General features: G+C 61.4%; 18 protein-coding genes. 9 read left to right on the forward strand and 9 right to left on the reverse strand.

Annotated features, from left to right (window positions below; all coding sequences use genetic code 11):
- The first annotated feature begins 68 nt into the window (after positions 1–68).
- Positions 69–1,100 (forward strand): asparaginase, encoded by a 1,032-nt coding sequence (locus OH764_RS06795; RefSeq protein ID WP_498848493.1) that lies wholly within the window; start codon positions 69–71, stop codon positions 1,098–1,100.
- A 126-nt stretch (positions 1,101–1,226) separates the two neighbouring features.
- Here OH764_RS06795 and lysM read toward each other — a convergent pair whose 3' ends face one another.
- From lysM to gcl, 4 genes are all read right to left on the reverse strand, one after another.
- Positions 1,227–1,721 (reverse strand): peptidoglycan-binding protein LysM, encoded by a 495-nt coding sequence (gene lysM / locus OH764_RS06800; RefSeq protein WP_088174593.1) that lies wholly within the window; start codon positions 1,719–1,721, stop codon positions 1,227–1,229.
- Between the two features lie 561 nt (positions 1,722–2,282).
- Entirely contained in the window at positions 2,283–3,191 is a 909-nt protein-coding gene (locus OH764_RS06805) for an HIBADH family dehydrogenase (RefSeq protein WP_498848494.1), read from the reverse strand.
- Positions 3,192–3,296: 105 nt separating this feature from the next.
- Entirely contained in the window at positions 3,297–4,106 is an 810-nt protein-coding gene (hyi, locus tag OH764_RS06810) for a hydroxypyruvate isomerase family protein (protein ID WP_498848770.1), read from the reverse strand.
- Between the two features lie 94 nt (positions 4,107–4,200).
- Positions 4,201–5,976: a glyoxylate carboligase gene (gcl, locus tag OH764_RS06815; protein ID WP_087750964.1), complete on the reverse strand. Its 1,776-nt coding sequence runs from the start codon at positions 5,974–5,976 to the stop codon at positions 4,201–4,203.
- A 156-nt stretch (positions 5,977–6,132) separates the two neighbouring features.
- Here gcl and OH764_RS06820 point away from each other — a divergent pair, with 156 nt between their 5' ends.
- From OH764_RS06820 to OH764_RS06845, 6 genes are all read left to right on the forward strand, one after another.
- Positions 6,133–7,047: a LysR family transcriptional regulator gene (locus OH764_RS06820; protein ID WP_020065807.1), complete on the forward strand. Its 915-nt coding sequence runs from the start codon at positions 6,133–6,135 to the stop codon at positions 7,045–7,047.
- A 350-nt stretch (positions 7,048–7,397) separates the two neighbouring features.
- Positions 7,398–7,772, forward strand: a complete 375-nt coding sequence (rpsF, locus tag OH764_RS06825; RefSeq protein WP_006048823.1) for a 30S ribosomal protein S6 — start codon at positions 7,398–7,400, stop codon at positions 7,770–7,772.
- A gap of 50 nt (positions 7,773–7,822) precedes the next feature.
- Entirely contained in the window at positions 7,823–8,122 is a 300-nt protein-coding gene (gene priB / locus OH764_RS06830) for a primosomal replication protein N (RefSeq protein ID WP_498848495.1), read from the forward strand.
- Between the two features lie 2 nt (positions 8,123–8,124).
- Positions 8,125–8,400, forward strand: a complete 276-nt coding sequence (gene rpsR, locus OH764_RS06835) for a 30S ribosomal protein S18 (RefSeq protein WP_006048825.1) — start codon at positions 8,125–8,127, stop codon at positions 8,398–8,400.
- 27 nt (positions 8,401–8,427) lie between these two features.
- A complete protein-coding gene (rplI, locus tag OH764_RS06840) occupies positions 8,428–8,880 on the forward strand; it encodes a 50S ribosomal protein L9 (protein WP_020065809.1) in 453 nt (150 codons plus the stop codon).
- A 159-nt stretch (positions 8,881–9,039) separates the two neighbouring features.
- Positions 9,040–10,425 (forward strand): replicative DNA helicase, encoded by a 1,386-nt coding sequence (locus OH764_RS06845; RefSeq protein WP_020065810.1) that lies wholly within the window; start codon positions 9,040–9,042, stop codon positions 10,423–10,425.
- 115 nt (positions 10,426–10,540) lie between these two features.
- Here the strand turns inward: OH764_RS06845 and OH764_RS06850 are convergent, their stop codons facing one another.
- On the reverse strand, positions 10,541–10,702 hold the full coding sequence (locus OH764_RS06850; protein ID WP_498848859.1) for a hypothetical protein: 162 nt from the start codon (positions 10,700–10,702) through the stop codon (positions 10,541–10,543).
- Here OH764_RS06850 and OH764_RS06855 point away from each other — a divergent pair.
- Together OH764_RS06855 and OH764_RS06860 are read left to right on the forward strand one after the other, a co-directional pair.
- A complete protein-coding gene (locus tag OH764_RS06855; RefSeq protein WP_498848771.1) occupies positions 10,640–11,200 on the forward strand; it encodes a DUF47 domain-containing protein in 561 nt (186 codons plus the stop codon). The genes OH764_RS06850 and OH764_RS06855 overlap by 63 nt on opposite strands.
- The gene (locus OH764_RS06860; protein ID WP_498848496.1) at positions 11,200–12,210 is read left to right on the forward strand and encodes an inorganic phosphate transporter; all 1,011 of its coding nucleotides are present in this window, start codon (positions 11,200–11,202) and stop codon (positions 12,208–12,210) included. The genes OH764_RS06855 and OH764_RS06860 overlap by 1 nt, the downstream gene beginning before the upstream one ends.
- 83 nt (positions 12,211–12,293) lie before the next feature.
- Here OH764_RS06860 and OH764_RS06865 read toward each other — a convergent pair whose 3' ends face one another.
- The 4 genes from OH764_RS06865 to OH764_RS06880 form a co-directional block, all read right to left on the reverse strand.
- Complete coding sequence (locus OH764_RS06865) at positions 12,294–13,100, reverse strand: Rossmann-fold NAD(P)-binding domain-containing protein (RefSeq protein WP_498848497.1); 807 nt, start codon at positions 13,098–13,100, stop codon at positions 12,294–12,296.
- 580 nt (positions 13,101–13,680) lie between these two features.
- Positions 13,681–14,910, reverse strand: coding sequence for a C40 family peptidase (locus OH764_RS06870; protein ID WP_498848498.1), 1,230 nt, complete (start codon positions 14,908–14,910; stop codon positions 13,681–13,683).
- Positions 14,911–15,113: 203 nt separating this feature from the next.
- Entirely contained in the window at positions 15,114–16,976 is a 1,863-nt protein-coding gene (locus OH764_RS06875; protein ID WP_087750968.1) for a PhoH family protein, read from the reverse strand.
- A 355-nt stretch (positions 16,977–17,331) separates the two neighbouring features.
- Entirely contained in the window at positions 17,332–17,793 is a 462-nt protein-coding gene (locus OH764_RS06880; protein ID WP_498848499.1) for a peroxiredoxin, read from the reverse strand.
- Positions 17,794–17,811 lie beyond the last annotated feature (18 nt).

Raw genomic sequence — 17,811 nt, forward strand, 5'->3', positions numbered from 1 at the left:
CGGGGAAAGCGGCTCTGGCTGCTTCAAAGGCGCGCGACGGCGGCGCGTCATCGCTTACAATCGCCGCCATGAACGCACAGACTTCTTCTTCCTCTCCCAGCGCCGCCGCGTTGCTGCCGCGCATCGCCGTGCTCGCCACCGGCGGCACGATTGCCGGCGCGGCCGCGGACGCCACCAATACGTCGGGCTACCAGGCCGGCGTGGTAGGCGTCGAGCAATTGCTGGCCGTGGTGCCGGCGTTGTCGACGGTGGCCCGCATCGTGCCGGAGCAGATCGCGAGCGTCGACAGCAAGGACATGGCGATGCCGCTGTGGACCGCGCTCGCGCAACGTATCAACGCGCTGCTTGCTGACGACGACATCGACGGCGTAGTGGTCACGCATGGCACCGATACGCTCGAAGAAACGGCGTATCTGCTGCATCTGACTGTCAAGTCCGACAAACCGGTCGTGCTGACAGCCGCGATGCGCCCCGCGTCCGCGCTGTCCGCCGATGGACCGCTGAATCTGCTGAACGCCGTGACCGTCGCGGCAAATGCCGGCGCGCGCGGACAGGGCGTTCTCGTTGCATTCAACAACAAGATTCACAGTGCGCGTGACGTGGTCAAGACGAGCACCTATGCGGTCGATGCATTCCAGTCGCCCGAAGTCGGGGCGCTTGGCTGGGTGCAGGACGGGCGCGTCGAATTTCAGCGCAGCGTCGTACGTCCGCATACGTTGTCCACTGAATTCGTGATCGGTGCGAACTGGCCGCATGTGGAAATCGTCGCAAGCTATGCCGGCGTGTCACGCATTGCCGTCGATGCGCTCGTGACAGCCGGCGTGCGCGGCATCGTCGTCGCGGGCACGGGCAATGGTTCGATTCACGCGTCGCTGACGCAGGCCCTGGCCGATGCGGCTTCGCAGGGCGTCGCGGTAGTGCGTTCGTCGCGCGTAGGCTCAGGGCATGTGATGCGCAACGGCGCGGCCGCCGACGATGCACTTGGCTTTGTCAGCTCCGGCTCGCTCAATCCGTACAAGGCGCGCGTGTTGCTGATGGTGGCGTTGGCCGCAGGCGCCGCCGGACCGGTCGCTTTGCAAAAAGCGTTCGATACGTATTGACGAATCGCGGCGTTCAACGGAAGTTGTCCAAAGAAAAACGCGGCGCTCGAGCAATGACCTCGAGCGCCGCGTTGTGTTTGACCACAGTGTTTTTGCCCGCCCAAGGTGGGCATTTGCGATCAACTATTACGCAGCCGGAATCACCAGCACCTGGCCGGGATAGATCTTGTCCGGACTTTTCAGCATCGGCGTATTGGCCTGGAAGATCACGTCGTTTTTAGCGCCGCTGCCGTAGTACTTCTCCGCGATCTTCCACAGGTTGTCGCCCGGCACCACCGTGTGGAATTGCGTAGGCGCCGCGGCGGGCGCAGTCACGCTCAACTGGTCGTCGACCTTGTCGACGTTCTGCACATTGCCGGCTGCCACGAGGATCTTGTCCTTGGTCGGCTGGTCGGCGGCTTCTCCCGATACGGTGACCGTATGGCTCGTGCCGTCGTAGGTCACCTGCAGATTCGTTGCGTTCAGACCCTGGCTGCGGATGTAAGTGGCGATCGCGTCGCCTGCGGTCTTGTTCAGCGCGGCGAGGTCCGGTGCGGCGGGCGCGGACTCGGCCTTGGCCGTCGTGGACGCGGCGCTGAACAATTTTTCGCCGGCTTCCTTGATAAAACTGAGAATACCCATCGATCACACTCCTCATGTTGGTACGCAAGCATGCTTCGCGTACGGGTTAAGCACTCGTTGCGATGCGGGACACGCCGCACAACGCGAATGCGTTGGTCAGGCGGCAGGCGCGCCCGGATGCATGCAACGACTCACGAGTGTAGGAGATAGCGGGTGACGGAGTGTCAAGAAAGGTAAGGAAGCGGGCACGAAGTTGCAAGCAAATGCAAACGTGCGTGCATCCCGGCGCCGCATGAGGGCGCGCTACGCGAGTGAGTGGCGGAGAAAACCTGAGAATGAATCCGACAGCCGGACACCCGACGACGACGTCTGACCGACCAAGGCTTCCCCGGCGCCGCCGGGTGCCGCTGCGGACCCCACTTTGCCGCTCTCAGCCCAGAGCGGCACGATTTGCCCGTTCCGTCGCGATGCCGCGCGACGAACCGGGCGCCCCACTTGCGATTGCCGTAGCGTTGACGAGGCAACATCTGCGGCAACCGGTATTACCGGGCTATTTACGCTTCTCCATGCATGCGGCCGTGGCTGTTGCTGATTCGCAAGCCGCGAAGAAACGCTGCAAGATCAAGCTGCTTTCGCTTCGCTATCCGGCGCTTGTGCGACTTCGTAATTCGCCATGATTTCGAGTGCGCGAACCATCGCCGAGTGATCCCATGCCTTGCCGCCGTTCGCCGCGCATACGCTGAACAGTTGCTGTGCGCTCGCGGTATGCGGCAGCGCGATGCCGAGTTTGCGCGCGCCGTCGAGTGCGAGGTTCAGATCCTTCTGATGCAGTTCGATCCGGAAGCCCGGATTGAACGTGCGCTTCGTCATGCGCTCGCCGTGCACTTCGAGAATGCGCGATGAAGCGAAGCCGCCCATCAACGCCTTGCGTACACGTTCCGGGTCGGCGCCCGAGCGCGATGCGAACAGCAGCGCTTCGGCTACCGCCTCGATGTTCAGCGCCACGATGATCTGGTTTGCGACCTTGCACGTCTGTCCCGCGCCGTTGTCGCCGATCAGCGAGATATTCTTGCCCATCAGTTCGAAGAGCGGCTTTGCCTGCGCAAAGGCTTTCTCCGGGCCGCCGACCATGATCGTGAGCGTTGCCTCGCGTGCACCGACTTCGCCGCCGGACACCGGCGCATCGAGATAGTCGACGCCAAGCGCATTGATCTTCTTCGCGAACGCCTGAGTATCGAGCGGCGAGATCGAACTCATGTCGATCACGAGCTTGCCTGCCGTGAGGCCGGCGGCGACGCCGTCGTCGGCGAAAAGAACGTTGGCCACGTCAGGCGTGTCGGGCACCATGATGATCACGATGTCGGCGGCTTGCGCGACAGCGGTCGAGTTGGACACCACGTTTGTGCTCTTGCCCAGATCGTCGGGCACCGGGTACGCGCCGTTCACGAACAGCGTGTGACCGCCCTTGAGGAGGTTGCGCGCCATGTGCGCGCCCATGATGCCGAGCCCGATGAAACCGATCTTTGCCATGTGTCTGAATCTCCAGTGTTTCCAGTGTTGTTTGCGGCCCCTTGACGGGACTTCTTTCGAGGCGTCACGCGCCCGGTCTGCACGATGCGGTGTTCAGCGCATCGTTCAGGCTGCGACGTGCGCGGCGCCGCGCCTTTGCCCGGCCACGCTCTGCACCCAGCACAAGCCGGCAGTGGTGTTCGTGCGCGGCTTGTATTCGCAGCCGACGTAGCCGTCGTAGCCAATCGAGTCGAGCAGGTCGAAGAGGAACGGGTAGTTGATTTCGCCGGTGCCGGGTTCGTTGCGCCCCGGGTTGTCGGCGAGCTGGATATGCGCGATTTGCGGCAGATTCTTTTTGATCGTTGCCGCGAGTTCGCCTTCCATCCGTTGCATGTGATAGATGTCGTATTGCAGGAATAGATTGTCCGAGCCCACGGCGCGAATCACGTCGAGACCTTCGCTTGAGCGATTCAACGCGAAGCCCGGAATGTCGTAGGAGTTGCACGGCTCGACTAGCAGTCTGATACCGGCCTTCTTCAATTCACCCGATGCAAAACGCAGGTTATCGACGATGGTCGCGCGCGCCTTGTCGGCATCGACGCCCGCAGTTGGAATGCCGACGAGGCAATTCAATTGCGGCACCTTCAGCGCGCTCGCGTATTCGATCGCACGGCCCACGCCTTCCTGGAACTCGGTTACGCGATCTGGCAGGCAGGCAATGCCACGCTCGCCAGCTTCCCAGTTGCCCGCGGGCAGGTTGTGCAGCACGAGCTTCAACCGGTTCTGCTGAAGACGCTCGCTCAACTCGGCGATCCGGTACGGATACGGAAACAGGAATTCGACGGCGTTAAAGCCCGCGTCCGCTGCGGCCGCGAAGCGGTCGAGGAACGGAACTTCGTTGAAAAGCATCGTGAGATTCGCTGCGAATTTGGGCATAGTGCTCAGGTCTCTCTGGTCGGTCATTGAAAAACTTCATAGCGCGATTGCAGTGCAGTCGTGCAATCGCGCCCCCGCGATTCGGCTGTCAAGCTCAGTCGAGAATGCTGATTGCAGTCGGCGCGTCTTCGCGCGTTACGGCCAGTTCCTCGAACTCGTTGATCGCGTCGATCTCCGTGCCCATCGAGATGTTGGTCACGCGCTCGAGAATCACTTCGACGACCACCGGCACGTTGAACTCGGAGAGCATCGACTGCGCTTTTTGCAGCGCCGGCTTGAGTTCCTCCGGCTTGAACACGCGAATCGCCTTGCAGCCGAGGCCCTCGGCTACCGCGACGTGATCTACGCCATAGCCGTTGGTTTCCGGCGAGTTGATGTTCTCGAAGCCGAGCTGCACGCAGAAGTCCATGTCGAATGCGCGCTGCGCCTGGCGGATCAGGCCGAGGTACGAGTTGTTCACGACCACATGCACGTACGGCAGCTTGAATTGCGCGCCGGCGGCGAGTTCTTCGATCATGAACTGGAAGTCGTAGTCGCCTGAGAGCGCGACGATCGGCCGTTGCGGATCTGCTGCGCGCACGCCGAGCGCAGCCGGAATCGTCCAGCCGAGTGGGCCGGCCTGGCCGCAGTTGATCCAGTTGCGTGCCTTGTAGACATGCAGAAACTGTGCGCCGGCGATCTGCGAAAGGCCGATCGTGCTCACGTAGCACGTGTCGCGGCCAAACACCTGGTTCATCTCTTCGTAGACGCGCTGCGGCTTCATCGGCACGTTGTCGAAGTGAGTCTTGCGATGCATGGTCTGCTTGCGTTGCTGGCAATCGGCGACCCATGCGCTGCGATCCTTCAGCTTGCCTGCAGCTTTCCATTCGCTTGCGACTTCGACGAACAGTTCCAGCGCGGCCTTCGCGTCCGACACGATGCCGAGGTCCGGACCGAACACGCGGCCGATTTGCGTCGGCTCGATGTCCACGTGCACGAACTTGCGGCCCTTCGTATAAACGTCGATGCTGCCCGTGTGACGGTTCGCCCAGCGGTTGCCGATACCGAGCACGAAGTCGGACGCGAGCATCGTCGCGTTGCCGTAACGGTGCGAGGTTTGCAGGCCGACCATGCCGGCCATCAGCGGATGGTCGTCGGGAATCGCGCCCCACGACATCAGCGTCGGGATCACCGGCACGCCGACGGTTTCGGCGAAGCGCACAAGCAGATCTTCAGCGGCTGCGTTCAGCACACCGCCGCCTGACACGATCAGCGGCTTCTCGGAATCGTTGAGCAAGGTGAGGGCGGCTTCGATCTGCTTGCGCGTCGCCTTCGGCTTGTAGACCGGCAGCGGTTCGTACGTGTCAATGTCGAATTCGATTTCAGCGAGCTGCACGTCAATGGGCAAATCGACCAGCACGGGTCCCGGACGCCCCGAGCGCATCAGATGGAAAGCCTGCTGGAACACGCGCGGCACGAGCGCCGGCTCGCGCACGGTCACGGCCCACTTGGTGACCGGCTTCGCAATCGATTCGATGTCGACGGCCTGGAAGTCTTCTTTGTACAGGCGCGCGCGGGGCGCTTGTCCGGTGATAGCCAGAATAGGGATCGAGTCGGCCTGAGCGGAGTACAAACCGGTGATCATGTCGGTGCCGGCAGGACCTGAGGTACCGATGCACACGCCGATATTGCCGGGCTGCGCGCGCGTATAGCCTTCGGCCATGTGCGAAGCGCCCTCGACGTGGCGCGCGAGAACGTGGCTGATGTTGCCCGCGCGACGCATGGCCGAGTAAAACGGGTTGATCGCTGCGCCCGGCACGCCGAACGCGGTGTCGATACCTTCTTTTTCGAGCACCAGCACGGCGGCGTCGACGGCTCTCATCTTGGCCATGAATGTCTCCTCAATGTTTGGAAATGGGCGAATAAGGCTCTTGAACGCACTTTAGGCTCGACCTAAAGGTTTGATAAGATCAGTCCGCGTCGCTTATTTCGAAACAAAAAGTATGGAATGCGGGCACACGCAGCGTGCGTCCGCAAGGAGACCGCCATGGATCGATTCAAGCAGATTGAAACCTTCGTGCGCGTCGCGGACGCGGGTAGCCTCGCGGCCGCGGCTCTGGAGGAGGGCGTGTCGCCGGTGATCCTCGGGCGGCGCATCGACGCGCTCGAAAAGCGCCTCGGTGTGAAGCTGATGTATCGCTCGACGCGGCGGCTTGTCGTGAGCGAAGACGGCGCGGCCTTTCTCGAGCGTTGCCGCGGACTGTTGACCGAATGGGACCAGGCCGAGAACGAACTGAGCGCCGGACGCCGCGCGGTGAACGGGCATCTGATCGTGTCGGCGCCGGCTGCGTTTGGCCGCAAGCACGTCGCCCCGCTCGCGCCGGCGTTTGTCGCCGACAAACCGGAATTGCAGGTGTCGTTCAACCTGACCGACCGCGTCGTGGATCTGGTGCGGGAGGGTTATGACCTGTCCATACGCATCGGCGGCGCGGTCGATCCGAACTTCGTGGCGGTGAAACTCGCTTCGAACCGGCGCGTGGTGTGCGGCACGCCCGATTACTTTCGCCAGCACGGCAAGCCCAAAACGCTCGAAGACCTGCCGCGGCACAACTGTCTCGCATTCAATCTGCAAGGCGGCCAGAACCGCGGCTGGTATTTTCGCCGCAACGGCAAGCTCGTCACGGTGCGGGTAGGCGGCACGCTCGATTGCAACGACGGCGAACTATTGCACCGCTGGGTATCCGAAGGTCTCGGACTCGGATGGCGGTCCACATGGGAAATCCAGCAGCAGCTCGCGCGCGGTGAACTGGAAACGGTGCTCGACGAATTCGCGCTACCCGACTACGACATTCTCGCGGTCTACCCGCAGCAGCGCTACGTGCCGGCCAAGGTGCGCTATTTCATCGATTATCTGAAAGAGATCTACGCGAGCGAGGATTATTGGAACCGGCCGGGGTATTAGCGCTGACACAGGCTCAAAGCATATGCGAATGGTGTGCTCGGGGGCGCTGCGGCGCGGTGTCGGGCATGGCCGGGGCTTGGAGCGGCCTCTGCAGGCGCGGGCCGCGAAGTTGCATGAGGAAGCGCCCGCAGCGGTCCGCAGCGCATGGAAGCTAAAATTGAACGGCGTTGGTTCATACGGCGCATGCGAGGCGGATGCTAAATCGTTGAAAACACGCCTCAATCGCAGCTCGGGACGGTGCAATGTCTTGCAGTCCGTCCCCAATCGGGCTACAATCTTCGGCTTCTCACTTGCCACACCGGTTCGACGCCCGGGTGGCTTCTATCCAAAAGTCAGCACAAGGAGTGTGTATGCGTCATTATGAAATCGTCTTTATCGTGCATCCCGATCAGAGCGAGCAGGTGCCCGCCATGATCGAGCGTTACAAGAGCACGATCACGTCGCACGGTGGCCAGATCCACCGTATCGAAGACTGGGGCCGTCGCCAACTGGCCTACATGATCGAGAAACTCGCGAAGGCTCACTACGTCTGCATGAACATCGAATGCGACCAGACCACGCTCGACGAGCTGGAACACGCGTTCAAGTTCAACGACGCCGTTCTGCGTCACCTCATCGTCAAGATGAAGAAAGCCGAAACCGGCCCTTCGCCGATGATGAAGGAAGTGCAGCGCGAAGAAGCCAAGAAGTCGGCTGCTACGCAACCGTCCGAAGCGCAGGCTTAAGACACACTATTTAAGCTACCAGATCAAGCGTCGCCCTTGCCAAAGGCTTCATGAACCGGCTGCAGCTCACAGCCAGCGTCGTCGAACGCGAACCGGTGCGGTACACCCCCGCCGGCGTTCCGATTGCCAGCTGCACGTTGCACCACCGCACGGAAGTCGTCGAAGCCGGTATTGCCCGGCAAGTCGAACTGACCATGCAGGCGGTAGCCGCAGGCGAGGCGAGCGGTAAGCTGGAAAGCTGTCCGATGGGCGTGGAAACGCTCTTCATAGGCTTCCTGGCAAAAAAGCACCGCAACGCAAGAACTCTGGTATTTCACATCACAGCATTGCAGGACATTGGAAAGGACTGAACATGCCCCGCCCGACTGGTAAGAAATTCGACAAGCGTCGTCAGCAACAAAATCCGCTCTTCAAGCGTAAGAAGTTTTGCCGTTTCACGGCTGCTGGCGTCGAATACATCGACTACAAAGACATCGAAACGCTGAAAGACTTCATCGGCGAAAACGGCAAGATCACGCCGGCGCGTCTTACGGGTACGAAGTCGCACTATCAACGCCAGCTGGACACGGCAATCAAGCGCGCACGTTTCCTCGCGCTCGTGCCGTACACCGACCAGCACAAGGCCTAACCCGACGACGCGATAAGGAGCATCCGAATGCAAATCATTCTTCTGGAAAAAGTCGTCAATCTGGGCAACCTGGGCGATATCGTGAAGGTCAAGGACGGTTACGCACGTAACTTCCTGATCCCGAACAAGCAAGCTCGCCGTGCAACGAAGGAAGCGCTGGCCGAATTCGAAGTCCGCCGCGCTGAACTCGAAAAGACCGCCGCTGAAAAGCTGGCTGCTGCTCAAGCTCAAGGCGAAAAGCTGGCCGGTTCGACGGTTCAGATCGGCCAGAAGGCCGGTGTGGACGGCCGTCTGTTCGGCTCGGTGACGAACGCTGACATCGCCGAAGCACTGGGCAAGCAAGGCTTCGCGGTTGAAAAGGCGCAAGTTCGCCTGCCGGAAGGCCCGCTGAAGACGGTGGGCGACCACCCGATTCAGGTTTCGCTGCACACCGACGTGGTTGTCGACGTGACGGTGTCGGTACTCGGCGAGCACGTTTAAGAGCGCGTCTGATACCGCATCAAGCATCAGATAGTGGTGGCCAGGTTGTTGCTGGCTGAGGGCAGGGGCCGGGCAACCGGCCCCTGCCTTTTTTGTGCGCGTTATTTTTTGCTCGTTCCGCTGGCCGCGGTCGCCTGATTTCCACGATAATTCCTCTCCATGAACGCACCGTCCAAAGATCCCCAACTCGAGTCGCTGAAAGTCCCGCCGCATTCGATCGAGGCCGAGCAATCGGTGCTGGGCGGTTTGCTGTTGGACAACGCGGCATGGGACCGGATTGCCGATTTCCTGTCGCAAAGCGATTTCTATCGCTACGATCACCGCATCATCTACGAGCACATCGGCAAGCTCATCGCAGCGACGCGTCCGGCCGACGTCATTACCGTTTACGAAGCGCTCGGAACATCGGGCAAGGCGGAAGAGGTTGGTGGCCTTGCGTATCTGAACGCACTCGCGCAGAACACGCCGAGCGCGGCGAATATCCGGCGGTATGCGGAAATCGTGCGCGACCGCGCGGTGCTGCGCCGGCTGGTTTCCGTTGCCGACGAAATCTCGGCCGACGCTTTCAATCCGCAAGGCAAAGAAGTTCGGCAATTGCTGGACGAAGCGGAATCGAAGGTGTTTTCGATCGCCGAAGACGGCGCGCGTGGCACGCAAGGCTTTCTTGAAATCGGGCCGCTGCTGACTCAGGTCGTCGAGCGGATCGACACGCTGTATCACACGGCGAATCCGAGCGACGTGACGGGCACGCCGACCGGTTTTGTCGACCTTGACCGCATGACCTCGGGCATGCACGGCGGCGAGCTGATCATTGTTGCGGGACGTCCGTCGATGGGTAAGACGGCGTTTTCGATGAACATCGGCGAGTACGTCGCTGTCGAATACGGCTTGCCGGTCGCTGTGTTCTCAATGGAAATGCCGGGCTCTCAGCTCACCATGCGTATGCTCGGCTCGGTCGGCCGCCTCGATCAGCACCGCATGCGAACCGGCCGTCTGACCGACGAGGATTGGCCGAAGCTCACGCACGCCGTGCAGAAAATGAGCGAGGCGCAAATTTTCATCGACGAGACCGGCGGTCTGAATCCGATGGAATTGCGCTCGCGCGCGCGGCGTCTGTCGCGTCAGTGCGGAAAGCTCGGGCTCATTATCATCGACTACTTACAGTTGATGAGCGGATCGTCGTCCGGTGAAAACCGCGCCACCGAAATCTCGGAAATCTCCCGATCGCTCAAGAGCCTCGCGAAAGAACTGGACGTGCCAGTCATCGCTTTGTCGCAGCTCAATCGCGGTCTGGAGCAACGTCCGAACAAGCGGCCGATCATGTCGGATCTGCGTGAATCGGGCGCTATCGAGCAGGACGCCGACGTGATCCTGTTCATCTACCGCGACGAAGTGTATAACCCCGACAGCCAGGATAAAGGCACGGCCGAAATCATTATCGGCAAGCAGCGGAATGGTCCGATTGGACCGGTTCGGCTCACGTTCCACGGCCAATACACGAAGTTCGACAACTTTGCGGGCGCGCAGAATTTCTACGGCGACTAATCGCGAATAGCGGCGGCGCGACTGGAAAATCGCGCAAACGCAATAGGCGCTGTTGTAACCGCGCTTTGCAAAGTGCTACATCGGGCCCGCAACGGTACAATATGGCGGTTTTATGTCAGCCATTAAGTGACCAATTTTCGGGATCCCAATGTTCGGTCGATTCATGCCCACCGAGGGCAAGTTCTTTGATATTTTCAATGCGCACGCACAGTGCATCGTCTCGGCGAGCCGCGAACTCGAGCTCCTGATCGACAATCTGCAAGACGCCGAAACTCATAAGCAAAACGTGCAAAAAGCCGAGAAGGCTGCAGACAAACTCACGCACGAAACCATCGACCTGCTGCACAAGACCTTCATCACGCCGCTTGACCGCGATGAGATCCATAAGCTCATCACCACGATGGACGACATCCTCGACCTGATGGAGGACGTCGCCACCGCTATTTCCCTTTACGACGTCCAGTCGGTCACCTCCGAGGCAAGCCAGCTTGCGCACATCTGCACGGCGACTTCCGAGCGGGTGCAATTCGCCGTCAGCCTGTTGTCCGACATGAAGCAGGCAAGCCAGATTCTGAAAGCGTGCGAGGAGATTGACCGGCTGGAGTCCGAGGCCGACCGGGTGCTGCGCTCGGCCATGTCCAAGCTGTTCCGCGAAGAAGACAACGTCAAAACCCTGATCAAGCTCAAAGCCATTTACGAATTGCTTGAAACGATCACGGACAAGTGTGAAGACGTAGCAAACATCATCGAAGGCATCGTGCTGGAAAACGCATAATGCAATCGATACAACTCGCTATCTGGGTCGTGGCCGGCTTGGTTGCCGTCGCGCTGATTTTCGACTTCATGAACGGCTTTCACGATGCGGCCAACTCAATCGCCACCGTCGTCTCGACCGGCGTTCTGAAGCCGCAGCAGGCAGTGGCTTTCGCCGCGGCATTCAACGTCGTCGCGTATTTCGTGTTTCACCTCAAAGTGGCGGCGACTGTCGGCAAAGGCACGATAGACCCCGGCATCGTCGATCATTACGTGATTTTCGGCGCCTTGGTGGGCGCGATCGGCTGGAACGTGATCACGTGGCACTATGGCATTCCGTCGAGTTCCTCGCACGCACTGATCGGCGGGCTGGTCGGTTCGGCGCTTGCCAAGTCTGGCTGGGGCTCGCTCAACTTCGACGGACTGCTCAAGACGGTGGCGTTTATTTTCATTTCGCCGCTGCTCGGGTTTGTGCTCGGTTCGTTTTTCATGCTGGCCGTGTCGTGGATCTATTTCCGTACGCCGCCGAGCAAGGTCGACCGGCGCTTCCGGCGTCTGCAACTCGTGTCGGCTGGTCTGTACAGCCTTGGCCACGGCGGTAACGACGCGCAGAAAACCATCGGCATTATCTGGATGCTGCTGATCGCAACCGGCTATGCGTCGTCGATCGCGGAGGCGCCGCCGCTGTGGGTGATCGGCGGCTGCTATCTGTCGATGGGGGTTGGCACATTGTTCGGCGGCTGGCGAATTGTCCGGACCATGGGTCAGAAAATCACCAAGCTCAAGCCGGTAGGCGGTTTTTGTGCCGAATCGGGCGGGGCGATCACGTTGTTCACCGCGTCCTGGCTTGGTATTCCGGTATCCACCACGCACACGATCACTGGCGCGATCGTCGGCGTGGGCGCGACGCAGAAGCTGAGCGCGGTTCGCTGGGGCGTGGCCGGCAACATCGTTTGGGCATGGATTCTGACGATTCCGGCGTCAGCGGCGCTCGCCGGCGCCGCCTGGTGGCTCGGCCACCACTTCCTGTAACTGGCAGGCTGCGGGCGGACGGCAGGACGTTCGCCCCGCAGCCGCAGCGCTGTGTTACTGGATTGACGCACGGCGCACGTTGCTCAAATTAGCGGCGCGCTGCCTCCATCCATCGGGACGATCGCGCCCGTCACATAGCTCGCACGGCGGCTCGCCAGAAACAGCGCGACATCTGCAATTTCCTCTGGTTTTGCGTAACGCCCCAGCGGCACTCGGGCTTGGCCACGCGCTAGCGCCTCGGCGCTCTGAATGCCTTGTTGCGTTGCTTCGAGCTGGACTGCTTCTTCGACGCGCTCGGTGAGCGTTGCTCCCGGATTGATTGCGTTGATACGAATGCCGTAGCGCGCGTAGTAGTGGGCTAGGCCGACCGTGGCCAGCATCAATGCGGCGTTGGCGGCGCCGCCGGCGATATGGATATCGCTCGCGATCTTCCCGCCCATGCCGATGATATTGACGATCGTGCCGGGTTCAGCACGATCGCCGCTTTTCGCGCGCTCGGCCATGCGGCGCAGCACTTCCTGCTGCGGGTAGATGTAAGGGAAATACTTCGCTTCCATCGTGGCGCGAAACGCGTCTGCATCGAGCGTTTCGGGGTCGTAGCGCCGCGCCGCGCCGGCGCTGTTGACGAGCACGTCGATCGGGCCGACGGCCGTGCTCACTTCCTCGACGATGTCGGCGGCGCTATGCGGTTCATGCAGATCGGCGCGCGTGCGATGTACATGCAAGCCTTCCTGCTTCAGCTGTTCGTAGGCGCGCGCCAGATTGGCTGGGTCACGCGAAACGATTGCCACCTTCGCACCTTCCAGCGCGAAAGCCCGGGCACACGCAAAGCCGATTCCTTTGCTGCCGCCCGTGACCAGCACCACTTTGTCTTTCAGCCCGAGATCCATTGTCGCCACCCGTTCGGAAGAATACCGATGACGATAGCAGATCGGCGGCCAACTTGTGCTGGCCGAGCCGCGATTGCGGACGGCGCTTGTGAGTGCGGAAATCGGACGAGTCAAATTGCCGTGATGTGTGGTGTGAAAACTTCGGGCGGCTTTGGCTCGCCATCTCATGTATGAGAATGTCCGCGCGCCTCGCCCACGCGACTTGTTCGTCGACCGCGATTATTAATTCAGGATAACGAATTATGGAGAAGCCGATTGGGGAGTCATTCGACTAGCGTCATAGAAGCGGGACGCATTGGCGCTGGATCGCATGGTGCCGAGCGGCTGATTGAATACGTCGAGTTCCAGCCCGCGTCACGGCAAGTATCAGTGTTTCACCGAGGCGCGTCTGAACTATCTGCGGGCCGCTGGCTGCGATCATGTATTCGCCGACGTCGAGGAAGAGGGAGCGCGTAAGTCGAGCGACTGCTCGGTCTTGAAGAAACTGCGGCCACTTTGCGACCCGTCGCAATGCCAATGGTCCATAGCCATCTCAACCGTGCGCACGCGTGACAGCGCACGCGCCAGGTAGGTCGGCTAGCTAGAAGTTTCCGTTGGCAAACCTGGCGATCGGGTCGTCGTTTGTTTGCGATGGGGCAGCGACGCCTCGTGAGGCCGTCGAGGCTCGCATGATCTGCACGCTGCCGTTATCGGCCGATGCGCGTTCTGCCGCATCCGCCTGCCGCGCCTGGCGTGCCTGACGTGCTGCGACTGAAGAGGCCGGTGGCGGCTCGAACGCATCGGCGGCTGCGTCGATTGCATCGGCTCCCCGCGCGGTGGCCGTTTGGGAAACGGGCGGGGCACCTGCATCGGCTTGTCGTTGAGCCGGTGCGCTCGCGCCTCCGTCATACCCATTGGCCTGAGCCGACAGAGCAGGCGTCGGCGACACTGCGCCTGCTGCGCGCGCCTGAATCTGCGCCGCGCTCATAGCAGGCGGCGGGGGTTCGAAGGGATCGGCCTGCGGCGCGCGCGTTGCCGCGGTAGTCGCAAGGGCCGGCTCGGCCGCAGCATTCGATGACGCGCGCGGCTCGGCGCCTGCACGAGCCGTTACTTGGGAAGGCGATGAACCGGTCGAATAGGCGGAAACTGCTCGAGTCGCAGCCAACGGTGCGTTCACCGCCAGCGCCTCGCCACTGCGATCTGCCGTGCTGGCCGCTGGTGTTATCGCACGCTCCGTCTGCGGCGCTGCCGCCTGGTAGCTAGGCGCGTCGAACGGCACCGGCTTCGCGGCCGGTCCAGCCACGCGGCGAATGCCGTCGAAGCGCTTCGCCCAATAGGGATTGGTTAAATAATCGAGCCGCACAGTGCCGCCCGTCGACGGCGCGTTGACAAAGCGCAGCTTGCCCACATAAATGCCCACGTGCGAGTGCGCGCGACCGGTCGTGTTGAAAAAAATCAGATCGCCGGGCGCGATCTCGTCCGGTTCGACCGATTCGCCGCGTCCGCTCATATCGGCGGTCGTGCGGGGCAAATTCACCGACGCCGCGCGCGACACCACATAGCGAACCAGGCCGCTGCAATCAAAGCCGCTATCCGGCGTGTTGCCGCCCCAACGGTAGGGTACGCCGACAAGGCTCATTGCCTGAATAGAAATTTCCTCGCGGCCAATGCTGTGATCGACGAAGTTGGGGAAACCCGGTGGCGGCGCGCGGTACGCCCCGTTTGCGACGGTACTGGCACCTGACGAACCGCGCGACGACGTCTTCTGCGGCGCGCCGGCACAGGCGGCGAGCAGCAACACGGTCAGCAGCGAGAACGCAAGTCGGCGCATGAAAGAGTAAAGCGGTAAACGCTCGTTTAAAGACGGACGATGTCCGGATGGTAGCCGGTGAAATGCGGAAGCGGCAAGAAGTCTTGACAAATTACTTGAAGTTAATGCGCTAAGTGTTGCTGACCAAAGACGCCGCGGCAATAAAAAAGCCGCGCCCGGAATGTTCCGGGCGCGGCTCCGAAGTCCAGCCAGCTAGTTGATTCTTAAAGGATTTCGGACGCGTAATCGGCAAGGCGCGAGCGTTCGCCGCGGGCGAGCGTCACATGGCCGCTGTGCGCCCAACCCTTGAAACGGTCGACCACGTACGTCAGGCCCGAACTGCCTTCCGTCAGATACGGTGTGTCGATCTGCGCGATATTGCCGAGGCAGATGATCTTCGTGCCGGGACCCGCGCGGGTGACCAGCGTTTTCATCTGCTTCGGCGTCAGGTTTTGCGCCTCGTCGATGATGAGGTACTTGTCGACGAACGTCCGTCCGCGCATGAAGTTCATGCTCTTGATCTTCAGGCGCGAGCGGATCAGTTCCTGAGTCGCGGCACGGCCCCATTCGCCGGCCGCGTCGTCGGTTTTCTGCAGCACTTCGAGGTTGTCGTCGAATGCGCCCATCCACGGCTGCATTTTTTCCTCTTCCGTGCCGGGCAGAAAGCCGATGTCTTCGCCAACCGGCACCGTGGCGCGGGTCACGATGATCTCGTTGTAGCGCTTGTCGTCCAGCACCTGTGCGAGACCCGCCGCGAGCGCAACGAGTGTCTTGCCGGTGCCGGCCTGGCCGAGCAGCGTCACGAAGTCGATCTCGGGGTTCATCAACAGATTCAGCGCGAAGTTCTGCTCGCGGTTGCGCGCCGTAATGCCCCACACGTTGTTTTTGTGGTGGCCATAGTCACGCAGCGTTTGCAGCAGCGCTGTCTTGCCGTTCAACTCGCGCACCAGCGCGTGGAACGCCGGCTCGCCGTTTTGCGGCTCGAGATAAACGAATTCGTTGACGAGCATCGACGGGCACAGCGGACCGGTCACACGGTAATACGTGGTACCCGTCTTGGTGTCCTGCCAGCTCTCCATGCCCTTCGCGTGCTTGGTCCAGAAATCCTGCGGCAGTGCGCGGATGCCCGAATACAGCAGGTCGCTGTCCTCGAGCACCTGGTCGTTGAAGTAATCTTCGGCGGGCAGGCCGAGCGCATGCGCCTTGATGCGCATGTTGATGTCTTTCGACACCAGCACGACCTGGCGATCCATCCGGTCGCGCTGCAACGCCCGCACGACGCCGAGAATCTGGTTATCAGCTTTGCCTTCCGGCAGACCTTCAACCGGTTCGATCGCGGTCAGCTTGGTCTGGAAGTACAGACGCCCGGACGCCTCGCGGCTGCCCAGACGCGCGAGCGAAATGCCCTCGGACATGTTGCCCGCGTTCGCGACCAGTGCGTCCAGCGTGCGGCTCACCTGGCGAGCATTGCGCGCGACTTCCGACATGCCTTTCTTATGGTTGTCGAGTTCTTCCAACGTCATCATCGGCAGATAGACGTCGTGTTCCTCGAAACGGAACAGGCAGCTCGGGTCGTGCATCAGCACGTTCGTATCCAGCACGAAGAGCTTCTGGACTTCGACCGGCTCGGCGGCGGTGCCGCGTTTCTTACTCGTGCCGCGCGCGGTAGGCGCGGCGGCCGGCGTACTCGCCGTGGGCTGCTTGGCGCTCGGCGTGCGTGCGACGGCCGGCTGAGGCTCCGCGGCGGGTTCGGCTTGCGGACGGGCAGCGGGAACCGGTTGCAGCAGCGCGGCGGTTTGCCTCGTCTTGCGCCCGGAGCCCGACGCACCGCGTGCCTGAACGGCCTCGTCGGCTGCGGTCCCCGTTACGGCCGCCGACGATGCCGGCACCGGTCGCAACGTGGTCGCGGCATTGGCAGCGTGCGCCATGGGCGTGGCGACGTTTGCGCGGCCGTAATCGGCCGGCTCCGCGGATTCGCCTTCGGCCTGTTTCTTCGAAGCGGAGCGCGCCGGTGTGGCGGCTTTGGCTTTGTATTCGTCAGGCGGCAGGAGATTGCCGAGCTTGCTGGGGGGGGTAGGCAAAGGCATGGTTTCCCTCGAAATAATCGGGTCACATATCGTGCGCCGCCTGTCGCATTCTGCCCGTGCCGATGTTGCGCACGCAGTTTGCGCCCGGAGGCGCGCATTCGGTCTAGAGATGCCGGTTCGCCTGGTCTTCGATCGGCTCCTTAACGATGAACGCGCGGCCGAGTGAACGAACGGCTGCGCGCAATAAAAAAGCCGCCGCCCCGGCGTACGGGGCAAGCGGCTCGCCTACGGTGTTCGCATTGCGCCTGACGACTCCGACGGACCCGATGAATCCGGCAAAGCAGCCGTCGAATGTGGCGCAGCGACGAAAATTTTGGGGTGGACAGGCACTCATTGCAACCCAATATAACGCGCCTCAAAGCGCTTGTACAGCCTCCAGAATCTCGTCGACATGCCCGGGCACTTTCACGCCGCGCCACTCCTTGCGCAGCACTCCGTCACTATCGATGAGAAACGTGGAGCGCTCGATTCCCCGTACTTCTTTGCCATACATTTTCTTCATTTTGATGACGTTGAAGAGCGCGCACAGCTTTTCTTCCGGGTCCGAGATTAGCGGGAAGGGCAATTCGAGCTTTGCCTTGAAGTTGTCATGCGAGCGCAGGCTGTCGCGCGACACGCCGATGATTTCCGCGCCGGCCTTCTTGAACTTCGGATAGAGATCGCGGAACTGCAGACCCTCGGTCGTGCAGCCGGGCGTGTTGTCCTTCGGATAGAAATACAGCACCACCTTCTTGCCCCGCAGTTTGGACAGCGTGATCTCGCCTCCGGTGGCGGGAGCGGTGAAGTCGGGGATGGGTTGGTCGACTGCGATGGACACGAGGTTCTCCGGTTGTTA

The sequence above is a fragment of the Burkholderia sp. M6-3 genome, assembly GCF_050858985.1.
In the GTDB taxonomy this organism is placed as follows: Bacteria; Pseudomonadota; Gammaproteobacteria; order Burkholderiales; family Burkholderiaceae; genus Paraburkholderia; species Paraburkholderia caledonica.

Bases quoted from the DNA above. Each gene is read 5' to 3' on its own strand.
- OH764_RS06795 (WP_498848493.1), top strand. From the start codon at position 69: ATGAACGCACAGACTTCTTCTTCCTCTCCCAGCGCCGCCGCGTTGCTG.
- lysM (WP_088174593.1), bottom strand. From the start codon at position 1,721: ATGGGTATTCTCAGTTTTATCAAGGAAGCCGGCGAAAAATTGTTCAGC.
- OH764_RS06805 (WP_498848494.1), bottom strand. From the start codon at position 3,191: ATGGCAAAGATCGGTTTCATCGGGCTCGGCATCATGGGCGCGCACATG.
- hyi (WP_498848770.1), bottom strand. From the start codon at position 4,106: ATGCCCAAATTCGCAGCGAATCTCACGATGCTTTTCAACGAAGTTCCG.
- gcl (WP_087750964.1), bottom strand. From the start codon at position 5,976: ATGGCCAAGATGAGAGCCGTCGACGCCGCCGTGCTGGTGCTCGAAAAA.
- OH764_RS06820 (WP_020065807.1), top strand. From the start codon at position 6,133: ATGGATCGATTCAAGCAGATTGAAACCTTCGTGCGCGTCGCGGACGCG.
- rpsF (WP_006048823.1), top strand. From the start codon at position 7,398: ATGCGTCATTATGAAATCGTCTTTATCGTGCATCCCGATCAGAGCGAG.
- priB (WP_498848495.1), top strand. From the start codon at position 7,823: ATGAACCGGCTGCAGCTCACAGCCAGCGTCGTCGAACGCGAACCGGTG.
- rpsR (WP_006048825.1), top strand. From the start codon at position 8,125: ATGCCCCGCCCGACTGGTAAGAAATTCGACAAGCGTCGTCAGCAACAA.
- rplI (WP_020065809.1), top strand. From the start codon at position 8,428: ATGCAAATCATTCTTCTGGAAAAAGTCGTCAATCTGGGCAACCTGGGC.
- OH764_RS06845 (WP_020065810.1), top strand. From the start codon at position 9,040: ATGAACGCACCGTCCAAAGATCCCCAACTCGAGTCGCTGAAAGTCCCG.
- OH764_RS06850 (WP_498848859.1), bottom strand. From the start codon at position 10,702: ATGAGTTTCGGCGTCTTGCAGATTGTCGATCAGGAGCTCGAGTTCGCG.
- OH764_RS06860 (WP_498848496.1), top strand. From the start codon at position 11,200: ATGCAATCGATACAACTCGCTATCTGGGTCGTGGCCGGCTTGGTTGCC.
- OH764_RS06865 (WP_498848497.1), bottom strand. From the start codon at position 13,100: ATGGATCTCGGGCTGAAAGACAAAGTGGTGCTGGTCACGGGCGGCAGC.
- OH764_RS06870 (WP_498848498.1), bottom strand. From the start codon at position 14,910: ATGCGCCGACTTGCGTTCTCGCTGCTGACCGTGTTGCTGCTCGCCGCC.
- OH764_RS06875 (WP_087750968.1), bottom strand. From the start codon at position 16,976: ATGCCTTTGCCTACCCCCCCCAGCAAGCTCGGCAATCTCCTGCCGCCT.